The 18714-nt window shown below is 61.1% G+C and carries 18 protein-coding genes; 6 read left to right on the top strand and 12 right to left on the bottom strand.

Annotation, left to right across the window (positions count from 1 at the left end; genetic code table 11):
• The first annotated feature begins 89 nt into the window (after positions 1 to 89).
• From FHP91_RS17050 to FHP91_RS17035, 4 genes are all read left to right on the top strand, one after another.
• Positions 90 to 3683, top strand: coding sequence for an indolepyruvate ferredoxin oxidoreductase family protein (locus FHP91_RS17050; protein WP_144310735.1), 3594 nt, complete (start codon positions 90 to 92; stop codon positions 3681 to 3683).
• Positions 3684 to 3800: 117 nt separating this feature from the next.
• On the top strand, positions 3801 to 4853 hold the full coding sequence (locus tag FHP91_RS17045; RefSeq protein ID WP_144310734.1) for a Glu/Leu/Phe/Val dehydrogenase dimerization domain-containing protein: 1053 nt from the start codon (positions 3801 to 3803) through the stop codon (positions 4851 to 4853).
• Between the two features lie 120 nt (positions 4854 to 4973).
• Positions 4974 to 6320: a sodium-dependent transporter gene (locus FHP91_RS17040; RefSeq protein WP_144310733.1), complete on the top strand. Its 1347-nt coding sequence runs from the start codon at positions 4974 to 4976 to the stop codon at positions 6318 to 6320.
• A 152-nt stretch (positions 6321 to 6472) separates the two neighbouring features.
• Positions 6473 to 7150 (top strand): alpha/beta hydrolase, encoded by a 678-nt coding sequence (locus tag FHP91_RS17035; RefSeq protein ID WP_144310732.1) that lies wholly within the window; start codon positions 6473 to 6475, stop codon positions 7148 to 7150.
• A gap of 227 nt (positions 7151 to 7377) precedes the next feature.
• On the opposite strand, the gene FHP91_RS21670 is transcribed toward FHP91_RS17035, so the two are convergent.
• On the bottom strand, positions 7378 to 7764 hold the full coding sequence (locus tag FHP91_RS21670) for a VF530 family protein (protein ID WP_144310731.1): 387 nt from the start codon (positions 7762 to 7764) through the stop codon (positions 7378 to 7380).
• 213 nt (positions 7765 to 7977) lie between these two features.
• Between FHP91_RS21670 and FHP91_RS17025 the strand changes: the two genes are divergently transcribed.
• Positions 7978 to 11637, top strand: a complete 3660-nt coding sequence (locus FHP91_RS17025; protein ID WP_144310730.1) for a DUF748 domain-containing protein — start codon at positions 7978 to 7980, stop codon at positions 11635 to 11637.
• A 20-nt stretch (positions 11638 to 11657) separates the two neighbouring features.
• Here FHP91_RS17025 and FHP91_RS17020 read toward each other — a convergent pair whose 3' ends face one another.
• The 3 genes from FHP91_RS17020 to FHP91_RS17010 form a co-directional block, all read right to left on the bottom strand.
• The gene (locus FHP91_RS17020; RefSeq protein WP_144310729.1) at positions 11658 to 12497 is read right to left on the bottom strand and encodes a putative RNA methyltransferase; all 840 of its coding nucleotides are present in this window, start codon (positions 12495 to 12497) and stop codon (positions 11658 to 11660) included.
• Between the two features lie 88 nt (positions 12498 to 12585).
• Complete coding sequence (locus FHP91_RS17015; RefSeq protein ID WP_144310728.1) at positions 12586 to 13230, bottom strand: class I SAM-dependent methyltransferase; 645 nt, start codon at positions 13228 to 13230, stop codon at positions 12586 to 12588.
• 43 nt (positions 13231 to 13273) lie between these two features.
• Positions 13274 to 13888 carry a MarC family protein gene (locus tag FHP91_RS17010; RefSeq protein WP_144310727.1) on the bottom strand — a complete coding sequence of 205 codons (615 nt, stop codon included), beginning with the start codon at positions 13886 to 13888 and terminating at the stop codon, positions 13274 to 13276.
• 226 nt (positions 13889 to 14114) lie between these two features.
• Between FHP91_RS17010 and FHP91_RS17005 the strand changes: the two genes are divergently transcribed.
• Entirely contained in the window at positions 14115 to 14321 is a 207-nt protein-coding gene (locus FHP91_RS17005) for a dodecin (protein ID WP_144310726.1), read from the top strand.
• 158 nt (positions 14322 to 14479) lie between these two features.
• Here FHP91_RS17005 and FHP91_RS21190 read toward each other — a convergent pair whose 3' ends face one another.
• The 8 genes from FHP91_RS21190 to FHP91_RS16970 all read right to left on the bottom strand — a co-directional run bounded on the left by FHP91_RS21190 (position 14480) and on the right by FHP91_RS16970 (position 18560).
• Positions 14480 to 14617 carry a hypothetical protein gene (locus FHP91_RS21190; protein ID WP_186301602.1) on the bottom strand — a complete coding sequence of 46 codons (138 nt, stop codon included), beginning with the start codon at positions 14615 to 14617 and terminating at the stop codon, positions 14480 to 14482.
• A gap of 306 nt (positions 14618 to 14923) precedes the next feature.
• The gene (locus FHP91_RS17000) at positions 14924 to 15292 is read right to left on the bottom strand and encodes a VOC family protein (protein ID WP_144310725.1); all 369 of its coding nucleotides are present in this window, start codon (positions 15290 to 15292) and stop codon (positions 14924 to 14926) included.
• Positions 15293 to 15586: 294 nt separating this feature from the next.
• The gene (locus tag FHP91_RS16995; protein WP_144310724.1) at positions 15587 to 16072 is read right to left on the bottom strand and encodes a DUF695 domain-containing protein; all 486 of its coding nucleotides are present in this window, start codon (positions 16070 to 16072) and stop codon (positions 15587 to 15589) included.
• 106 nt (positions 16073 to 16178) lie between these two features.
• Positions 16179 to 16637: a hypothetical protein gene (locus FHP91_RS16990; protein WP_144310723.1), complete on the bottom strand. Its 459-nt coding sequence runs from the start codon at positions 16635 to 16637 to the stop codon at positions 16179 to 16181.
• Positions 16638 to 16724: 87 nt separating this feature from the next.
• Positions 16725 to 17258 carry an SMI1/KNR4 family protein gene (locus FHP91_RS16985; RefSeq protein ID WP_144310722.1) on the bottom strand — a complete coding sequence of 178 codons (534 nt, stop codon included), beginning with the start codon at positions 17256 to 17258 and terminating at the stop codon, positions 16725 to 16727.
• 104 nt (positions 17259 to 17362) lie between these two features.
• A complete protein-coding gene (locus tag FHP91_RS16980) occupies positions 17363 to 17635 on the bottom strand; it encodes a hypothetical protein (protein WP_144310721.1) in 273 nt (90 codons plus the stop codon).
• Between the two features lie 114 nt (positions 17636 to 17749).
• Positions 17750 to 18070 carry a hypothetical protein gene (locus FHP91_RS16975; protein ID WP_144310720.1) on the bottom strand — a complete coding sequence of 107 codons (321 nt, stop codon included), beginning with the start codon at positions 18068 to 18070 and terminating at the stop codon, positions 17750 to 17752.
• 106 nt (positions 18071 to 18176) lie between these two features.
• A complete protein-coding gene (locus tag FHP91_RS16970) occupies positions 18177 to 18560 on the bottom strand; it encodes a hypothetical protein (protein ID WP_144310719.1) in 384 nt (127 codons plus the stop codon).
• Positions 18561 to 18714 lie beyond the last annotated feature (154 nt).

Genomic DNA, 18714 nt, shown 5'->3' with positions numbered 1-18714 from the left:
AAATAGAATTCTTGTGATTTTACGATAGCGCAAACGTTTCCTATCATTCGGCGAAACAAGGCCAAACCACACAATGGAGGAGACGGTCTATGAACGCACCCCACAAGGATGCAGAAGCGAGCGCACTGCGAGCAGTGACCCTGAACGACAAATATACGCTGCCCAGCGGGCGCGTCTATTTGAATGGCACCCAGGCGCTGGTGCGCCTGCCGATGTTGCAACGCGCGCGTGATGAGCGCGCCGGGCTGAACACCGCCGGTTTTGTCAGCGGTTACCGCGGATCGCCGCTGGGTAACGTGGACCACGAGTTCTGGCGGGCGAAGAAATTCCTCGAACCGAACCACATCAAGTTCCAGGCCGGTATCAACGAAGACCTCGCCGCCACCGCGGTGTGGGGCACCCAGCAGGTCAACCTCGACCCGAGCGCCAAGTACGACGGCGTGTTTGCCATGTGGTACGGCAAGGGCCCGGGCGTCGATCGCACCGGCGATGTGTTCCGCCATGCCAACGCGGCGGGCACCTCGAAGTTCGGCGGCGTGCTGGCGATTGCCGGTGACGACCACGCGGCCAAGTCCTCGACGCTGCCGCACCAGACCGAGCATGTGTTCAAGGCGCTGATGATGCCGGTGCTGGCCCCGGCCGACATCCAGGAATACCTGGACATGGGCATTCACGGTTTTGCCATGTCGCGTTACTCCGGCTGTTGGGTGGCCTTCAAGGCCCTGGCAGATACCGTCGAGACCTCCGCCTCGGTGAACGTCGATCCCTTCGCGGTCGAGACCATCATCCCGACCGATTTTCCGATCCCGGCCGACGGCCTCAACATCCGCTGGCCCGATCCTCCGCTGGTGCAGGAAAAGCGCCTGCTCCATCACAAGCTGTACGCCGCGCTGGCCTACTGCCGCGCCAACAAACTGAACAAGATCGTGATCGACAGCCCGACGCCGCGTCTGGGTATTGTCACCAGCGGCAAGAGCTACCTCGATGTGCGCCAGGCGCTGGAAGACCTGGGCATCGACGACGCCGTGGCCGCCAAGATCGGCCTGCGCCTGTACAAGGTCGGCATGGTCTGGCCGCTCGAAGCCGAAGGCGTGCGCGAGTTTGCCGAGGGGCTGGAAGAGATTCTGGTGATCGAAGAGAAGCGCCAGTTCCTCGAATACCAGATCAAGGAAGAGCTCTACAACTGGAGCGAGTCGGCCCGCCCGCGCGTGATCGGCAAGTTCGACGAGAAAGGCGAGTGGTCGCTGCCGCACAGCGAATGGCTGCTGCCGGCCGCTGGTGAGCTGACCCCGGCCATGATTGCCCGTGTCATCGCCGCACGCATCGCCCGCCACTACACCTCCGACCGCATCGCCGCGCGTCTGGCCTTCCTCGAAGCCAAGGAAGCCGCGCTGGCCAAGCCGAACCGCGCCATCGCCCGCATTCCGCACTATTGTTCGGGCTGCCCGCACAACTCGTCCACCAAGGTGCCCGAGGGCTCCAAGGCGCTGGCCGGTATTGGTTGCCACTACATGGCCACCTGGCTGTCGCCCGAGTCGACGCAGACCTTCTGCCAGATGGGCGGCGAGGGTGTGCCCTGGGTCGGTCAGGCACCGTTTACCGACACCAGGCATGTGTTTGCCAACCTGGGTGACGGCACCTATATGCACTCCGGCCTGCTGGCGATCCGCCAGTCGATCGCCGCGGGTGTGAACATCACCTACAAGATTCTCTACAACGACGCGGTTGCCATGACCGGCGGCCAGCCGCACGACGGTCAATTGAGCGTGCCGATCATCGCCCGCCAGATCGCTGCCGAAGGCATCCACAACCTGGTGGTGGTGACCGACGAGCCCGAAAAGTACGCCGGCGATGTCGGCCTGCCGGCGCATACCCCGATCCGTCATCGTGACGAGCTCGATGCCGTGCAGCGCGAGTTGCGCGAAGTCTCCGGCACCAGCGCGATCATTTACGACCAGACCTGCGCCGCCGAAAAGCGTCGTCGTCGCAAGCGCGGTACCTTCCCGGACCCCGCCAAGCGTGTGGTCATCAACGACCTGGTCTGCGAAGGCTGCGGCGACTGCTCGGAGAAATCCAACTGCATGTCGGTGATGCCGGTCGAGACCGAATTCGGTCGCAAGCGCACCATCGACCAGTCCGCCTGCAACAAGGACTTTTCCTGCATCAAGGGCTTCTGCCCGAGCTTTGTCACCATCGAAGGCGGCTCGCTCAAGAAGGGCAAGGCCGCCACGCCGACCGAGACCCTGTTCGCCAATCTGCCTGAGCCGACGCTGCCGGGTACGGTGGCGCCGTGGGGCATGCTGATTACCGGCGTCGGTGGCACCGGCGTGGTGACCATCGGTGCGCTGCTCGGTATGGCCGCTCACCTCGAAGGCAAGGGCGTGTCGGTACTCGACATGGCCGGTCTGGCCCAGAAGGGCGGCGCGGTGTTCTCGCATGTACGCATCGCCGACAAGCCCGAGTCGCTCTACGCAGCGCGAGTGGCCGCTGGCGAAGCCAATGCCGTGATCGGTTGCGATCTGGTGGTGGCCGCCTCTGACGACTCCATCGCCAAGATGCGCAGCGAGCACACCCGCGTGGTCATCAACAGCGACAAGAGCAACACCAGCGACTTCGTGCGCGGCTTTGCCGCTCAGGCACGTAGTGGCGATGTGCAGAAAAATCCGGACCCGCAGTTCCCGCAAGACGGGATGGAAGCCCGTATCGCCGAGGCCGTCGGCGCGGACAAGGTAGACTTCCTGGATGCCTCGCGCCTGGCCACGGCGATCATGGGGGATGCGATTGCCACCAACCTGTTCATGCTCGGCTACGCCTGGCAGAAAGGCCTGGTGCCGCTGACCCGTGACGCCATCATCCGCGCCATCGAGATCAACGGGGCCGCGGTCAAGGCCAACATCACCGCCTTCCAGTGGGGCCGTGCGGCCGCGGTGGATATGGCCGTGGTGGCCAAAGCCGCCCAGCCGGCGCATGTACCGGCGCACCACACGCTGTCGACCACGGTCGATCAGGTGATTGCGCGTCGCAAAGAGCAGCTCACCGCCTATCAGGACGCCGCCTACGCCGAACGCTACATGGCGCTGGTGAACAAGGTGCGCAAGGCCGAAGAGGCCGTGTCGCCGGGCATCACCCTGCTGACCGAAGCCGTGGCACGTGGCTACTACAAGCTGCTCGCCTACAAGGATGAGTACGAAGTGGCGCGTCTGTACACCGACAGCGATTTCCTGCAGCGCGTCGAAGATCAGTTCGAAGGCGACTACAAGCTGGTCTTCCATCTGGCCCCGCCGCTGCTCGCCGACAAGGACGCCGCGACCGGTCACCTGAAGAAGCGTGCCTATGGCCCGTGGATGCTCAAGGCCATGCGCTTGATGGCCCGCTTCAAGCATCTGCGTGGCGGCGCACTCGACCCCTTCGCGCGCAGTGCTGATCGCAAGCTGGACCGTGCGTTGATCACCGAGTACGAGGCGCTGATTGCCACCGTGCTGGCCGGCCTCAAGCCGAGCAACCACGAAACGGCGGTCGAACTGGCCAGCCTGCCCGAGCAGATGCGTGGTTTCGGCCATGTGCGTGAGCGCTATGTCGAGCATGCCCGCAATCAGCAGAAAACGCTGATCGCGCGCTTCGAAGGCAAGAGCACGCTGGGTGACGCTCAGGTGCTGCGCCACATACCCAAGGCTACCGCCTAAGTCGTTTAAAACCCGCAGCACGCTCGCCCAAGTCGCCACAAGAGACGGCGGCGGGCGTGCTGCATCCATTCGGGTATCCGTGAGGGGTGCCCATACCAAGAAGGAAGGAGACACAGCATGTCCGTATTTTCCCTGCGCGATTTCGCCGACCATGAACAGGTCGTGTTCGTTAGTGACGATGCCAGCGGCCTGAAAGCCATCATCGCCGTTCACAATTCCAATCTCGGCCCGGCCCTCGGCGGTTGCCGCATGTGGCCCTACGCCAGCGAGGAAGAGGCGATTCACGACGTACTGCGCCTGTCGCGTGGCATGACCTACAAGTCGGCTCTGGCCGGCCTCAAGCTCGGCGGCGGCAAGTCGGTGATCATCGGCAACCCGCGCACCGACAAGTCCCCGGCGCTGCTCGACGCCTTTGCCCGCGCGCTGAACAACCTCAACGGCCGCTACATTGCCGCCGAAGATTCGGGCACCAGCGTGGCCGACATGAAATACCTGGCCGAGCGCACTGCGCACGTGGCCGGCATCGTCGACAAGCCGACCGATGGCGGCGGCACGCGTAGCGGCGACCCGTCGCCGGCGACCGCCCTGGGGACGTTCGTGGGCATCAAGGCCGCGGTCAAGGCTCAGCTCGGTCGCGATTCGCTGGACGGCGTTCGCGTGGCTGTGCAAGGCGTGGGCAACGTCGGTTTCGATCTGGCCCAGCAGCTGCACGCGGCCGGCGCCAAGCTGTGGGTGACCGACATCCACCAGGACAACCTGAGCCGTGCCGAAGCCGAGCTGGGTGCGGTCGTGGTGGCCCCGGACGCGATCTACGGTCAGGACGTCGACGTGTTTGCCCCCTGCGCGCTGGGCGCGGTCATCAATGACCAGACCATCCCGCAACTGAAGGCCCGCATCGTGGCCGGCGCCTCCAACAACCAGCTGGCCGAAGCCCGTCATGGCTCCGAGCTGATGCGTCGCGGCATTCTTTATGCGCCGGACTACGTCATCAACGCCGGCGGCATCATCGACGTGTACTACGAGCGCACCGGCTTCGACCGCGCCGCGCTGCTGGCCCATGTCGAAGGCATTTACGGCACGCTGCTCGAAATTTTCGAGCGTGCCAGCACCGAACAGCGTCCGACGGGAGAAGTGGCCGACGCACTGGCCGAAAGTCGCTTCAAGCGCTGAGTCAGCACACGCCGGATCGCGACATCACATACATAGAAGAGTGATCCGGCCGAATTTTTCCGCGCCAAGCAGGGCGTGCGCGGAGAGCCGAATTGTTAATCAAGGATGGAGACAGCACGCATGTCAGCACTCAAACAAGGCCACGGTCAGTGGTCGTCGCGCATGGGTTTCATGCTCGCCGCGGTCGGTTCCGCGGTGGGTCTGGGCAATATCTGGAAGTTCCCCTACATGGTCGGCCAGAGCGGCGGCGCCGCGTTTGTGGCGGTCTACCTGATCTGCATCGCCATGATCGGTCTGCCGATCATCGTGGCCGAGTGGATGATTGGTCGTCGTGGTCAGAAAAACCCGATCAACACCATGGCCGATCTGGCCGCGGCCAATGGCCGCAGCAAGGGCTGGGTCATGGTCGGTGTCAGCGGCACTCTGGCCGGCTTCCTGATTCTGTCCTTCTACAGCGTGATTGGTGGTTGGGCGCTGTCTTACCTGATTGACGCCATGAGTGGTGGCTTCACCGGCATGGATAAGGATGCCGCCGGCGCCGCCTTCTCCGGCATGCTCGGCGACCCCGGTTCGCTCACCATCTGGCACACCGCCTTCATGGCGCTGACCGCAGGGGTGGTCGCCATGGGTGTGGCGGGTGGTCTGGAGCGCGCCTCCAAGATCCTGATGCCGGCCCTCGGCGTGCTGCTGGCGCTGATGGTCGGCTACGGTGCGGCCTCCGATGGTTTCGGCCGTGCGTTGGAGTACCTGTTTGCCCCGGACTTCTCCAAGCTCACCGGCGAAGTCGTGCTGGCCGCCCTCGGCCACGCCTTCTTCACGCTGTCGCTCGGTATGGGCGTGATGATCGCCTACGGCTCCTACCTGGGCGAAAAGGTCGACCTGCTGCGCGCCGCGCGTACCGTTGCCATCATGGATACCGTGATCGCGCTCGGTGCCGGACTGGCGATCTTCCCGATCGTGTTCGCCAACGGTCTCGACCCGGCCGCCGGCCCGGGCCTGATCTTCGTCACGCTGCCGCTGGTGTTTGGCAAGATCACCGGCGGGGTGATTCTGGCTGGCATGTTCTTCCTGTTGCTGACCTTCGCCGCGCTGACCTCGGCCATTTCGCTGCTCGAGCCGTCCGTCGAGCTGCTGCAGGAACGCACCCCCCTGGGCCGGGTCGGCGCTACGCTGCTGGCCAGTGCCGTGATCTGGGCGCTGGGTATTGCGGCGCTGCTGTCCTTCAACGTGTGGAGCGATGTGCTGATCTTCGGCAACAACATCTTCGACCTGCTCGACAAGCTGACCAGCAAGTTCCTGCTGCCGCTGACCGCCCTCGGTGCCGTGCTGTTCGTCGGTTGGTGCCTGGACCGCGACAGCGTGCGTGACGAGTTGAACCTGAGCAGTGGCGGCTTCGCCCTGTGGAATCTGGTCGTTCGCTTTGTTGCACCGATCGGCGTGCTGGTGGTGTTTGTCTCCAGCCTCTGAGTCGCAATCGATGTCAAGAAAACGCCCGGCCCGTGCCGGGCGTTTTTCATTGGCATGGCCGGATCAAACTTGACCGCGGACCTCGCCGACATGATCGGCCGGCCTCGTGTAATGTGACACGCCTGTGCCTTTGACCTGATTGCGGAGTCCCGATGTCTGCCGAATTGCTGCCCTGCGTTGAAATCGAAACCGGCCCCCAACCCACCCATGCCGTGATCTGGCTGCACGGCCTGGGCGCCGACGGGCATGACTTCGAGCCGGTGGTCGACGCCTTCGACGAAGCCGCGTTGCCGCCCACCCGCTTCGTCTTCCCGCATGCGCCCATGCGCCCGGTGACCATCAACGGCGGCTATGTGATGCGCGCCTGGTACGACATCGTTGCGCAGGATTTTTCCAAACGCCGCGAAGACGCGGCTGGTGTGCACGAATCTGCCGTGCAGATCGAGGCCCTCATCGCCCGCGAAAACGCCCGCGGCATTCCCGACGAGCGCATCGTGCTCGCCGGCTTCTCGCAGGGCGGCGCCATCGCCCTGCACACCGCGCTGCGCCACCCCAAACGCCTGGCCGGCGTGCTCGCGCTGTCGACGTATCTGCCGCTGGCCGAGACCTTGAAGGATGAGGCCAGCGAGGCCAATCGTGATGTGCCCATCTTCATGGCCCACGGCCGCGACGATGGCGTGATCCCCCACGACTTCGCCTTGCAGTCTTTTGCCCAGCTCACGGCCGCGGGCTACCCGATCACCTGGCAAACCTATTTCGTTGAGCACGGCATCGTGATGGAAGAGATCCGCGATGTTGAGCAGTGGCTGACGAGTGTGCTGGGTCGGTAACGCCGGGCGAGGTGTTACTGGTTTGAGCGGCACGTGAATCGAGTGCCGAGGCGAACGGGCGGCGGGATTTGGCCCAAGCCGGCCTCCTGGAAACGCACGGCGATACCATGTAGGTTGGTTTGAGCGCAGCGAAGCCCAACATCGGCGGAGCAAACATTGCGCGCCGAGTGTTGGGCTTTCGTCCTTCGCCCAAGCGACATGCGCCGTGAGCGTCCATCCGGTTTGAATCAGAAGCGATCGTTTCGCAAGGCCGCTTTCCTGGCGCGCTTCTCGGCCAGGCGCTCGGCGTCTTCAAAGCTCAATTCAGCGGGCTCGCCGGGGGTTTGGTCCAGTGGAATCACGCGCTCTCTGGGGGGTAATTCAAACTGCGCGTCAGAGGCGCGGGGCAGGCTCTTGAATTGATATAAATAGAAGGCCTCGACTTTCTCGCGCGCCCAGTCCGTTTTCTTGAGAAATTTCACACTGGAATCAATGCCGGGATTCTTGTTGAAGCAATTGATATTCAAATAGGCATAGAGAAGTTCAAAACCGTAGTGGTCGACGATTTCGGTCAGCAATTGTTTTAAACCAACGCCGTGCAACGGGTTGTTTGTGTAATCAACTTCAGCGCTCATGAGAATGCCCAAACCATTGGTAAGTGGGTCATTCTACCCGCCGTAGTGCAGATGAATGTAGCAACCGCTGCGGCGCAAGGACACGGGTGGGATGGTTTTCGAGGCGACTTTGCCGGCCACCGGCCTGACGCAGCTGACACGTATTGCAATCATCGACGCGTGCGCGGGCGCGGCAAGCGCTGGTAAGCTGGTTGTTGATCGAGGAGGGCGCGCATGAGCGAGTCTGAGGCACCGACGACGAACCGGAAGTCCCGCATCCAGCTTTGGGCGTTGCGTATTGTCATCGCCTTGGCGGTGTATGCGCTGGCGGGTTTTTTCGGGCTGCCGGCGCTGGTCAAATGGCAGTTGCCGAAGCTGGCCAGCGAGCAACTTGGGCGGCAGGTCACGCTCGACGAGATGCGTTTCAATCCGTTCAGCTTGAGTCTGTCGCTGTCGGGTCTGGCGGTGGCCGAGGCGGATGGCACGCCCGACGCCGCGCGTATCGGCCGGATCGACACCGATCTGCAATGGCGGTCGCTGGCGTACTGGGGGCTGGTGTTTTCGCGGCTGAGTATCGATGCGCCGTCGCTGCGCCTGGTGCGCGTGGATGAAACGCAGCACAACTGGTCGGACGTGATTGCGCGCTTTGCGCAGTCGGCGTCGTCACCGTCTGATGAGGCCGAGGGACCGACCCGGTTCTCGATCAACAATATTGAGATATCCGGTGGCGCGCTGGATATCGAAGACCGCCTCGTGGGTGTCAAGCACACGGTGCGCGAGCTGACCGTTGGCGTGCCCTTCATTTCGGGCTTTCCGGCCGAGGTTGAACGGCATGTGCAGCCGGCGCTGTCGGCGCGGGTCGATGACACCGCCTTCCGGCTCGAGGGCCATACGCGGCCCTTTGGCGAGGATCTCGAGACGGTGTTCGACATCGAGCTCGATGCGCTCGATGTCACGCCCTACATGGCGTATCTGCCTTTCGAGCCGGCTTTCAAGTTGCTATCTGGCGCGCTCAGTACGCAGCTCGAACTGGCGTTTTCGGATCCCAAGGGGCAGGGGCCGCGCCTGACGCTGGCGGGCGTGGCAACGCTCGCGGCGCTGGAGGTTCAGCATCGGGATGACCGCCCGGTCATCACCCTGCCGAAAGTCGACGTAGCGATTGGTCTGCTCGACGTGTTCGGCCGGTCACTGAAAATTGATCGTGTTCTGGTGGAGCAGCCGGTCATCCATCTGCGTCGGTTGGCCGATGGTTCGCTTGACGTGCTGCAACTGATGCCGGCCGCACCGGAGGCCCGGACACCGGAGACTCAGACATCGGAGACGGCGTTCCGTGTGGCGGTCGAACAATTTCAGGTGAGCGGTGCTCAGTTTCATTTCAGTGACGCAGCCGCGCCGGCCGGGCCCTTCGAGACCACGCTCAAGGATATCGACGTAGGCCTCAGCGGTTTTGTCACCGATGGCACGCAGAACGCTCAACTGACCGTTGCGGCGCGCAGTGAGGCCGGCGAGCAGATTACGCATGAGGGGCAGCTGGCCATTGCGCCAGTGCGTGCCTCGGGCACGCTGACGCTCAGCGGTCTGCCACTGACGCACTACGCGCCGTACTACGCGAACCAGCTGGTCGGCGCGAAGCTCACGGGTGGCACGGTGGGCGTCAGCCTGCCCTACGAATTCGACGCGGCCGGGCTTCGCGTGGCGAAGGGGCAGCTCGATCTGGCCAAGCTGGCGCTACAGCTCGACGCGCAAAAGAAGCCCTCGGTCCAGGTGGCGTCGCTGAAGGTCTCGGGCGTTGCACTGGATACGGCAGCGCGCAATGTGACCGTCGCGCGGATCGGCAGCACGGGCGGCAATGTGAGCCTGCGCCGCGCGCGCGATGGCAGCATCGACCTTGCCCGGATCGTGCCGCCGTCGGCCGAGCCAGAGGCGACAACGCCTGCCGAACCGGCCTGGAAAGTGCGTCTCGCGCAAACCGATCTCAGTGGCTGGGATGTCCGTTTTGAAGACCGCGCCGTGCGGACGCCGGTGGTGGTCGACATCGAGCGCACCGAGTTGTCGGTGGGGGCGCTGGGCACCGATCTGAGCCAGCCGGTGCCGCTCACGCTCAGCGCGGTGGTCAACAAAGGCGGCTATGTCGCGGCCAAGGGCAAGGTCGACCTCGCCTCGCTGGCGGTGAACATGCGTCTGGACGTCAAGCACTTGCCGCTGCGCGCCTTCGAGGCCTATGCGACCGAAGGCATCGAGGCGAGCCTGCGTTCGGCCAATCTGTCGCTGGGCGGGCAACTCAGCGTGGGGGCCGCCGCGGGGCAGAGCACGCCACCGGTGCGTTTTCGGGGCGATGCCGCCATCACCGATCTGATCGCGGTCGATACCCGTGCCAACACCGATGTGCTCACCTGGAAGCGGCTGGCGGTCGACGGGCTCGATGTGCGCACCGATCCGCTGTCGCTGTCGGCGACCGAGATCACCTTGAGTGACTTCTTCTCGCGACTGGTGCTCAGCGCCGAAGGCCGCTTGAACTTCCGCGAAATGACGGCGGCCGAAAAAGACAGCCAACAGGCGGCTGCCGCCCAGGCCGTGGCGCCCACGGCTGTCACCTCATCGTCAGTGATGCCGGGTGAGTTCGATGGCGGGGCCTCGTCGGCGGCTGCGGCCGAGCCGGTCGCGACGGCCACGGTCGCGCCACCATCGCCGGCGCTGCCGCCGATCCGCATCGACCGGATCGTGCTTGAGAAGGGCAATGTCGCCTTTGCCGATCGTTTCGTGCGGCCCAATTACGACGCCAATCTGACCGAGGTTGCCGGCACGCTCGAAGGCCTGTCGTCCGACCCGACCAGCGTGGCCACGCTGTCGCTCACCGCTGCCATCGACCATGCCGCGCCGGTCACCATCACCGGCCAGCTCAACCCCTTGCGTGAAGACCGCTACCTCGACATCGTTGCCACCATGCGTGGTTTCGAACTGCCCACGGTGTCGCCCTACTCGGGCAAATATGTCGGTTACGGCATTGCCAAGGGCAAGCTGTCAGCCGACCTGACTTATCAAATCACCGACCGCAAGCTCACCGCCGAAAACAAGATCCTGCTCGATCAGCTGACCTTTGGCGATGCGGTTGACAGCCCCGACGCGGTCAGCTTGCCGGTGCATCTGGCGGTGGCCTTGCTGAAAAACAGCAAGGGCGAGATCGACCTGTCGATTCCGGTCAGCGGTACGCTCGACGATCCGCAGTTCAGTGTGGCCGGGTTGGTGTGGCGGGCATTTTTCAACCTCATCGTCAAGGCGGTGACCTCACCCTTTGCCTTGCTCGGATCGGTGTTTGGTGGCGGCGAAGATCTGGCCTATGCGGAGTTTGCGCCTGGCACGCATCGCCTGTCGGCCGAGACCACCAAGAAGCTCGAATCGCTCGCCAAGGCGCTCACCGAGCGCCCCGCGCTCAAGATTGAGCTGACCGGTCAGGTCGACCCCGCCCGCGACGAGCCGGGCCTGCGCGAGCAGTGGATCCTCAACCGGATGCGCGACCGCCAGCGCGAGGCCTTGCTCGATGCCGGCAAGACGCCGCCTGCGTTGGAGGACATCGAGATCCCTGCCGATCGTCGCGAAGAACTGCTCACCGAGGCCTACGATGAGGCTGACTTCGAAGGCAAGCCGCGCAACTTCGTCGGCCTGACCAAATCGATTCCGGCCGATCAGATGCGTGCGCTGATGCTCAAGAACGCGCCGGTGAGTGAGGCCGACCTGGCCGCCCTCGGCAAGGCGCGTGCGCAGGCGGTGCGTGATTGGCTGGTGGGGGTAGGCAAGATCAGCGCCGAGCGGGTTTTCATGGTCACGCCATCGGCCCGGAAAGCGCAGGACAAGGACGCGGGGCCGAGCAGCCGGGTGGTGTTTTCGCTCAAATAGCGGTGCGGCGGGCGTGCGGTCTAGTCGCGCAGGTAGCGAGTCAATCGAACGTCTACCGTGACATCGAGCGCCGTGAGGGCCGCTGCTTTTGCGCGGCCTTCGGCGTTTGCACGGTAGAAATGCGGCGTCATCACCAGCAGATCGGCGATTGCATCGGCGCCTGAAATGCTCAGCGGAAAACGGACGGTCTCAGTGGGCAGGGCGGTAAAACCGTCCGGCGCTGGCGCCTCGCTGGCACGCTCAGGCTTCAGGCTCGGGTAGATGATTTCGCGCAGTTCACGCAGATGCTCGGGGCCGGCGTCGACTTGCAACAGCACGCCGCCTGGTTTGAGCACGCGGGCAAACTCGGCATACATCGGAAAGCCGAACAGGCACAGCACCCGGTCTAGCGTGGCCGACAAGACCGGCAGTTTCGCGTTGCTGCCGACCACCCAGGCGGGGCATGCATCCTGCCTGGCGGCCGAGAGGGTGGCCCATTTCGAGATGTCGAGCCCGAGAACGGACAGTGTGTGCTCGTCGTTCGCCGCGGCGGCAAGCTGGCGCAGGTAGTAGCCTTCGCCGCAGCCTGCATCCAGGCAGCTTGCGCCTTCGGCGGGTAGGTCGAGCAGTGTCGCCCGGCTCACCGCTTCGGCGATTGGCTGATAGTGGCCGGCATTCAGGAAGCGGCGCCGGGCGGCCACCATGGCTTTGCTGTCGCCGGGGTCGCGCGAGCGTTTTTGCTGCACCGGCAACAGATGGACATAGCCCTGGCTGGCGATGTCGAAACTATGCCCGTCGGCGCAGCGCCATGCGGCGCCGTCGCGCTGCAAAGGGGCGCCGTCCAGGGGGCAGGCAAGGCGGTCGAAGGCGGTGATACGCATGCGGTGGGAGTTCTGTGAGGGCGGTGGAAACGGCGTGCCGTCATTGTAGGCCAGGAACCCTGCGGCGCTTGCGTATCCCGGTCAGGCGTCAGGGGGGTACGGTTTCGGCGGGCTTTCTGGCGATGATGAATACGCCGCGGTTGGCCTTGGGCTGCCAGTGATGTGCGATTTCAAATCCGGCCTTGCGAAAGCTGTCGAGTAGCGCCTTTTGGGTGAATGCGCGCAGCCGGGGCAGGAGGCCAAAGACGGCGCCGACAGACACGAAGGCTTTGATGACCCGCATTTTGAGCGAGTCGCCCAGGCACATGGTGCTGCTGACAAACACGCCGCCCGGTGTGAGTAGGCGGTAGACCTTGGCGATGGCCGCATCCTTGTTGTCGAGCAAATGCAGAATGCTGTGTCCCATGACAGCGTCGAAGCGCGGACCGGTCTCGTCCAGCGTGTCGATGTTTGCGAGTTCGAAGGTGACATTGTCGATGTGAGCCGCGGCCGCTTTTTGCCGGGCGATGTCGAGCATCTTTGGTGAGATGTCGATGGCGTGGATATGCGCGACATACGGCGCATGGGCCAGCGCGGTCGATCCGGTGCCGCAGCCGAATTCGAGCACGTGCATGTCGGGCGTGAAATGCTCGCGGGTGAGCTGCAGTTTTTTTTGATACGCCGCTTCGTCAACGATCGGCTGTCTGGCGTAGCGTTCGGCAATCCGGTCCCAGAATGTTGACGCGCTTGGCATGGGCTCTTCCTTGTGTGGCTGGCGGTTTGTTGGGGCAATGCGCTTACTGAGGCGGCGAGATCCATTGGCCGATGCCGAGCGCGTTCATGGCGAGTTCGACTGAGAAGGCGGCGAGGATCATGCCCATCACGCGGGTCAGGATCGAGGCGCCACTCACGCCAATGACCTTGATGATCCGGGTCGACATCAGCAGCAAGAGCAAGGTGACTCCGAGGATGGCGATGGTGATCAGCGCCGTGCCGATCTGCACCGGGATCGGGTGGACATGGTTGTCCGTCAGAAGAATGACCGCGAGGATCGCGCCGGGCGTGGCGGTGGCCGGAATGGCCAGGGGGAATACGGCGATGTCGTGCTCGGGCTCTTGCCGCGGCGAGGGCGTGTCGGCGCCGAAGATCATCTTCAGCCCAAAGAGAAACAGGATGATGCCGCCGCCGAGCTGGAAGGACGCGAGACGGATGCCCATGGCGTTGAGAATCAGCTGTCCGATGACAATGGAGCCGAGCAGCACTGCGCCCGCGTAGAGCACGGTCTTGTACGCGGTTCGCCGACGGTTCTCGGCCGACAGGTGCGCGGTGAGGCCGGTAAATAGCGCCATCGTGCCGATCGGGTCGATGGTGGCCCAGATGATGAGTGCATCCTGGCCCAGTTTTTCCAGCATGGTGCTTCCTTGAAGGGCGCGGGCAGCATTGCGCGCGTTATCTGTTTTTGTTGTGCGCGGCGCGGTTGGGATGTCGATCCGGCCCGGATGCTAGCGCGTGGCTCAATGAAAGACAGCCGATTTTCGCCAAAGTGCCGCAGTCGGGTGCAATATCGGCGCCGTACGGCAACCCCCGGCATGGCTACCTATACTGGGTTCAGACACACCCACGACCCAGGAGACCGCCATGAGCGCGCATGTTTACAAGATCATCGAGCTGGCCGGCTCGTCCGCGACCAGCACTGACGACGCCATTCGCAATGCCATCGCCCGCGCAGCTGAAACCGTCGATCATCTCGACTGGTTCGAAGTCATCGAGTCGCGTGGCCACATTGTGGACGGCAAGATTGCGCATTTTCAGGTCAAGCTGAAGGTCGGGTTCCGGCTCGACTAGATGAGAAACCCCGGAACCCTGGGCGTAGATTGAACTGACGCCAGCAACGCTGACACCGTTTGAGCTCTTGTCGCGGGAATGCCGCGCGCGGTCCCTGTCCGTCCACCAGACGCGCGCCGCAATGGCCAGCGGACACGGCTGCAGCGGCACACCTGCGGTCAGGTCAGGTGTTGCAGCACGATGCTCGGTGCGATGCTGTAGGGCAGGGTAAAGAAGGCGACCGTGGCCACGGCCAGCATGGTGCCGGTGACGACGGCGAGAAGTTCGCGGGAAAATGCAGTCTGGCGGAATTTCATGATGAGCTCCTTTGGCGCGATGCGCGCATTGTCGTGATGACGTGGTGCCTGCCTGGCGATCCGTGATGCCGATGCGCCAGCCGTGAATGCATTCTCGTCGGGTGGACTTGAACAGCGTCTGAAGTCCGCGTTCATCGAGCGTTCATCGCCCGGCGCCCGAAAGAAAAACCCCCTGCCGACCCAGAGTCGGTAGGGGACTGTGCAGGGCAGAAGCGCGAAGCGCATTCCGCAGCTTGAGGTGATAGAAGTGCCGCCGCTTGGCGGAAGCGCTTTGCTGACGCGCCCTGCGCCAGCGTCGCTCCGCGACTAGTCTGTATTCTGGCCAATTCGCCAAAGAACGCCCGATGGGTCAAACAGGCAAAAATCCCGCATTTTCCAGGGCTGCTCAGCCAGGTCGGTGACGCTGACCCCGTACTTTGAAAGCACGCCACTCTCGTGGACATGATTCCACCACGCGTCCACATCCTCGACGAGGATATGCATCATGAAATTCTCCGCAAGCGCCTCTGCGCAGAAGTCCTGGAGCAAGAAGCTGACATGCCCAAAGTGAAAGTAGGCAATGCCGTCGCCGTCCGACGCCATGGTGAAACCGAGATCCTTGTAGAACTGCTTGGAAACCTCGAAATCCTTCGACGGAACGAAAGCCTTGATTTCAGAGACCTTGAGATTCGCCAAGCTTCTCTCCTGTGATGTCGAACGCCGCCAATCGGGTTGTATAGCGGCGAGGGGGTTGGTCAGTATCGCCGAAACGGAGGCGCCGGTCGGACGGAAAGCATTCGGCATTGGGGTCAGTCTTGAAATCCAACATTTCCGTACTCGAACCACTGGTCAAACTGATCTACTGCGCAGATCGGGATGTCGTATTTCAAGACCTGACCCCGCAGCCCATAACGTTGAAGGTAAGGGGCGCTGCGCGGAGCTTTATCGCGCAGCGTCCAGCGACCGAAGGGAGCGGCCTTGACCGGAATGTTAGACACCGGGTGCCAACTCGGCTAAAGCGTTCCAGTCTGGGTCGACAAAGAACTTGATGTCCAAGGGATATACAGGGTGGCCAGCCAACCCTGTATTAAGCTTCGACATGAATTCGTCTTTGTCGTAAGTGTAGTAACGCCATTCTTTCGAACCTTTGCCGGTGATACATGCCGCCTGAATGCCAATGCCCTTTGCCTCTAGGGCAACCTCCAGTGCGTCCTCGAAGTGTTGGGTTTGTAAATTTACGTCTTTCGGAGGCATGCCGGACTGATCGCTTTGATAAGTCCACGAAATCAGAATGAGATTTTCGTAGATTTGCCTGTCTGGAACAGATGGCAGCGAGGTTCTGGTACGAATGATGATTGGCAAGCCATCGACTTTTGCTTCTCCAATTGACCACGAGTCCTCGCCGTATATGCCAGATTTTTTCGTGGTGGCGGCATTTTCTTGAGACTTCTTTTTGCCGAAGTTGAATAGACCCATAGCGGCTCTCCGGGTAGAAATAGAGGTGTCTAACGTGCTAGCTCAGCCGACGGCAAAAAGCGCAGCTTTTTGACGGTCGGCTGGAGCGTAATGTTGGGCGTCGGACTCATTGGACTTTGATCATGCCAAGCCACATTGCGGAAAGGACATTGTCTTTACCTGGCGTAATGCCAGTATGGTCAAAGCCGATAGCAATGATCGCGGTGTCACCAGAGCGAAACCCTCGAAATGGAATAGAACCTGGGAGCGGCCTTAGCGTGCTTTTCGACAATTCATGGCGATTACCATTTCCACGCCACGCAACTTTGTATTTTTGATTATTTCCCATTACAAGGTGAATTGAGTTTGGAGCCGTTACACCAAACTCCTTTGGCACTTCAATTGCATAATTGGACGCGAGGACAATGACGGCCGGACCAGGTGAAATTACATACGGCGGTGGATCGGAGTTATCCGGGCGAGAGAAACCAATATGGGCTTCGTCGACCAAAATTGTTTGGTAATTTTCCCCATATGCGATGAGGCTGAAGCAACACGATAGGAGCGCAAGGAAGTATCGGATCATTTTGACGCCCAACGCATTGTTAAGGGGCGCGGAGCCGCATCGCGGCGGAGCGTCCCAGTGAGCGAAGCGAACGACTTGAACAAATTGTTAGAGCTGATATGAAACAAAGTTAACCTGACTATTTTTCCATTCCTGTGGAATAGTGTATGACTCGACATTTCCTTTAATAGCCTCTGACAAAAACTCAGAAAATGAATATTGGAACTCTTCAGGTTCGGAGTGCCTGCCAATAATAACTATTTTCCATTTGCCACTGCTTCCACTTGTTGACCAGCAATAAATGTCTCCATCAATGCTTATGCCCCAAGGAAGTAACCCACCAGGCTCAAATAAAAGTGGATATGGGCATGATTCAGGAAATTCCTTTTTTATTTCACTAATGCTTGATAAGACACAAAAGAATTGCTCAAGTAGTGAAATATTAGGATTTTTACTGAATGGATTAAAAACAGTAAGCCAACCGCCAATTTCACCAGAACCATACAGCTCAACAAATTGCATATAGTCAGTTGGTAAGGGAGCCCCAAATTTAGAGGTAATTTTTCCCCATTCTTGCCCCTTACCTGACTCGATCGCTTCATCAGGTGGTATTAAGACTTCTTGTAATTGTTTAATGCTCATTGGTTTTTATAGCTCTAACGTTTTAGGTAAGGGGCGCTGCGCGGCGCTTTATCGCGCAGCGTCCAGCGACCGGAGGGAGCGGCCTTGACCGCAATGTTAGGCATTTACGGCGCCCCCTTTTCGAAACGGCGAGCAATTGCAAATGCCCGATGACGAACACCCTGCGAGTAGTGCTTCTTTTCAGCAAGAGCTTGAAGTGCAGAGGCAATTTCAGAGTCAACTGGCGCTCCTTGCTCCAGCCATCCGACCGCTAAAGCAGCCCAGTACTCAGTAGGCCAATTGAGTCCGGCAAGAACAACGTCGCGGGCGCTTGCCTCGCTTGGTGCGAAAGCCGAGAGCGGCGACTCAAGGTGAACAACAAGCGCACGGGCGTCCATTTCGATATGCCTAACGTGGAAGTGAGGGGCAGCCGGAGCGCGAAGCGCGGAGGGAACCCAACAGCGTAGCTGTTGGGCGGTCCCTCTCGACGAAAGAGTTAGACCGCACCATCGCTATGATTGGAGCTTGCAAACGATTCGGGCATGGCCGCCTTGTGGGCTCTGATCGCGATAGAACGCTGGGGTTGAGCTCTCATTCTCAAATGGATCAAGCCACTTGAGAGGGGTTTTAGGCGGACAGAATGCATCAGCAGCTATTGCGCATTGCAGTGCGTTTGTGCACTGAACAATGAAGTACTCGCGACCATCTTTGGTTTTTGCTGCAGTAAAAGGAACCTGGCTGGCCGAAGTCACGCCACCGCCGGTCGGCGATGCACATCCAATCAGTGCTGCGCACACAGAGATGCCAAGTGTTTTAACGATGAAACTACGCATGCTGCCTCCAAAGAAACAATGAACGTGCGGTCTAACGAATGAGTTGTGGGGCCGGGAAAAATGCGCAGCATTTTTGACGGTCGCGCACGAACGTATTGTTGGGGATCTACTCTTTATCAAGCAGTATGGTCAATTCAACACTATCGGATCTATTTTCTATTGACGTACCAAATTCAATTCTTGCCGCACGAAATCCCGGAAAATCAACAGACAGAGTGCCTTTTTGCCAAAACGGCAAACAGGCATCTGGCAACAGAAAACACCAATGGTATTTGGACAACGAATCAAGATAGAACATTCCTCGATCATCCGTAGTTGCTTGATGCTCCGGATACTCTTCTAGAAACGCACGGGCCCCCTCTATAGGTATATTGGTGTCTGCGGCTACCACTCGACCATTGACGCGAGGAGATTCGTAAAAAGGCGAAGGGACGCAACCACACAGACCAATAAGTGGGGCAACCAGAAGTGCGCCGAGTAGCTTTTGCATTGTTCACCAACGCCTGAATTCAGGCGCGGCGAAGCCGTCGCGCTGCAATGTGGAGTTAGAAGTGCACATCACTAAGAAACCAACGCGGCGCGATTTGCTGTGTGTAATAACGGAACTTCAGGCGCTGATCGGAGAAGCTAGGGCGACGCACGGG

The sequence above is a fragment of the Denitromonas halophila genome, from assembly GCF_007625155.1.
In the GTDB taxonomy this organism is placed as follows: domain Bacteria; phylum Pseudomonadota; class Gammaproteobacteria; order Burkholderiales; family Rhodocyclaceae; genus Nitrogeniibacter; species Nitrogeniibacter halophilus.
This window is presented reverse-complemented; position numbering and strand designations above follow the sequence as displayed.

Excerpts from the sequence above, each read along its gene's own strand:
- FHP91_RS17015 (WP_144310728.1), bottom strand. The coding sequence starts at position 13,230 with ATGCCAAGCGCGTCAACATTCTGGGACCGGATTGCCGAACGCTACGCC.
- FHP91_RS17020 (WP_144310729.1), bottom strand. The coding sequence starts at position 12,497 with ATGCGTATCACCGCCTTCGACCGCCTTGCCTGCCCCCTGGACGGCGCC.
- FHP91_RS16980 (WP_144310721.1), bottom strand. The coding sequence starts at position 17,635 with ATGGACGCCCGTGCGCTTGTTGTTCACCTTGAGTCGCCGCTCTCGGCT.
- FHP91_RS17040 (WP_144310733.1), top strand. The coding sequence starts at position 4,974 with ATGTCAGCACTCAAACAAGGCCACGGTCAGTGGTCGTCGCGCATGGGT.
- FHP91_RS16990 (WP_144310723.1), bottom strand. The coding sequence starts at position 16,637 with ATGATCCGATACTTCCTTGCGCTCCTATCGTGTTGCTTCAGCCTCATC.
- FHP91_RS17035 (WP_144310732.1), top strand. The coding sequence starts at position 6,473 with ATGTCTGCCGAATTGCTGCCCTGCGTTGAAATCGAAACCGGCCCCCAA.
- FHP91_RS21190 (WP_186301602.1), bottom strand. The coding sequence starts at position 14,617 with ATGAAATTCCGCCAGACTGCATTTTCCCGCGAACTTCTCGCCGTCGTC.
- FHP91_RS16995 (WP_144310724.1), bottom strand. The coding sequence starts at position 16,072 with ATGGGTCTATTCAACTTCGGCAAAAAGAAGTCTCAAGAAAATGCCGCC.
- FHP91_RS17025 (WP_144310730.1), top strand. The coding sequence starts at position 7,978 with ATGAGCGAGTCTGAGGCACCGACGACGAACCGGAAGTCCCGCATCCAG.
- FHP91_RS16970 (WP_144310719.1), bottom strand. The coding sequence starts at position 18,560 with ATGCAAAAGCTACTCGGCGCACTTCTGGTTGCCCCACTTATTGGTCTG.
- FHP91_RS21670 (WP_144310731.1), bottom strand. The coding sequence starts at position 7,764 with ATGAGCGCTGAAGTTGATTACACAAACAACCCGTTGCACGGCGTTGGT.
- FHP91_RS16985 (WP_144310722.1), bottom strand. The coding sequence starts at position 17,258 with ATGAGCATTAAACAATTACAAGAAGTCTTAATACCACCTGATGAAGCG.
- FHP91_RS16975 (WP_144310720.1), bottom strand. The coding sequence starts at position 18,070 with ATGCGTAGTTTCATCGTTAAAACACTTGGCATCTCTGTGTGCGCAGCA.
- FHP91_RS17045 (WP_144310734.1), top strand. The coding sequence starts at position 3,801 with ATGTCCGTATTTTCCCTGCGCGATTTCGCCGACCATGAACAGGTCGTG.
- FHP91_RS17010 (WP_144310727.1), bottom strand. The coding sequence starts at position 13,888 with ATGCTGGAAAAACTGGGCCAGGATGCACTCATCATCTGGGCCACCATC.
- FHP91_RS17050 (WP_144310735.1), top strand. The coding sequence starts at position 90 with ATGAACGCACCCCACAAGGATGCAGAAGCGAGCGCACTGCGAGCAGTG.
- FHP91_RS17005 (WP_144310726.1), top strand. The coding sequence starts at position 14,115 with ATGAGCGCGCATGTTTACAAGATCATCGAGCTGGCCGGCTCGTCCGCG.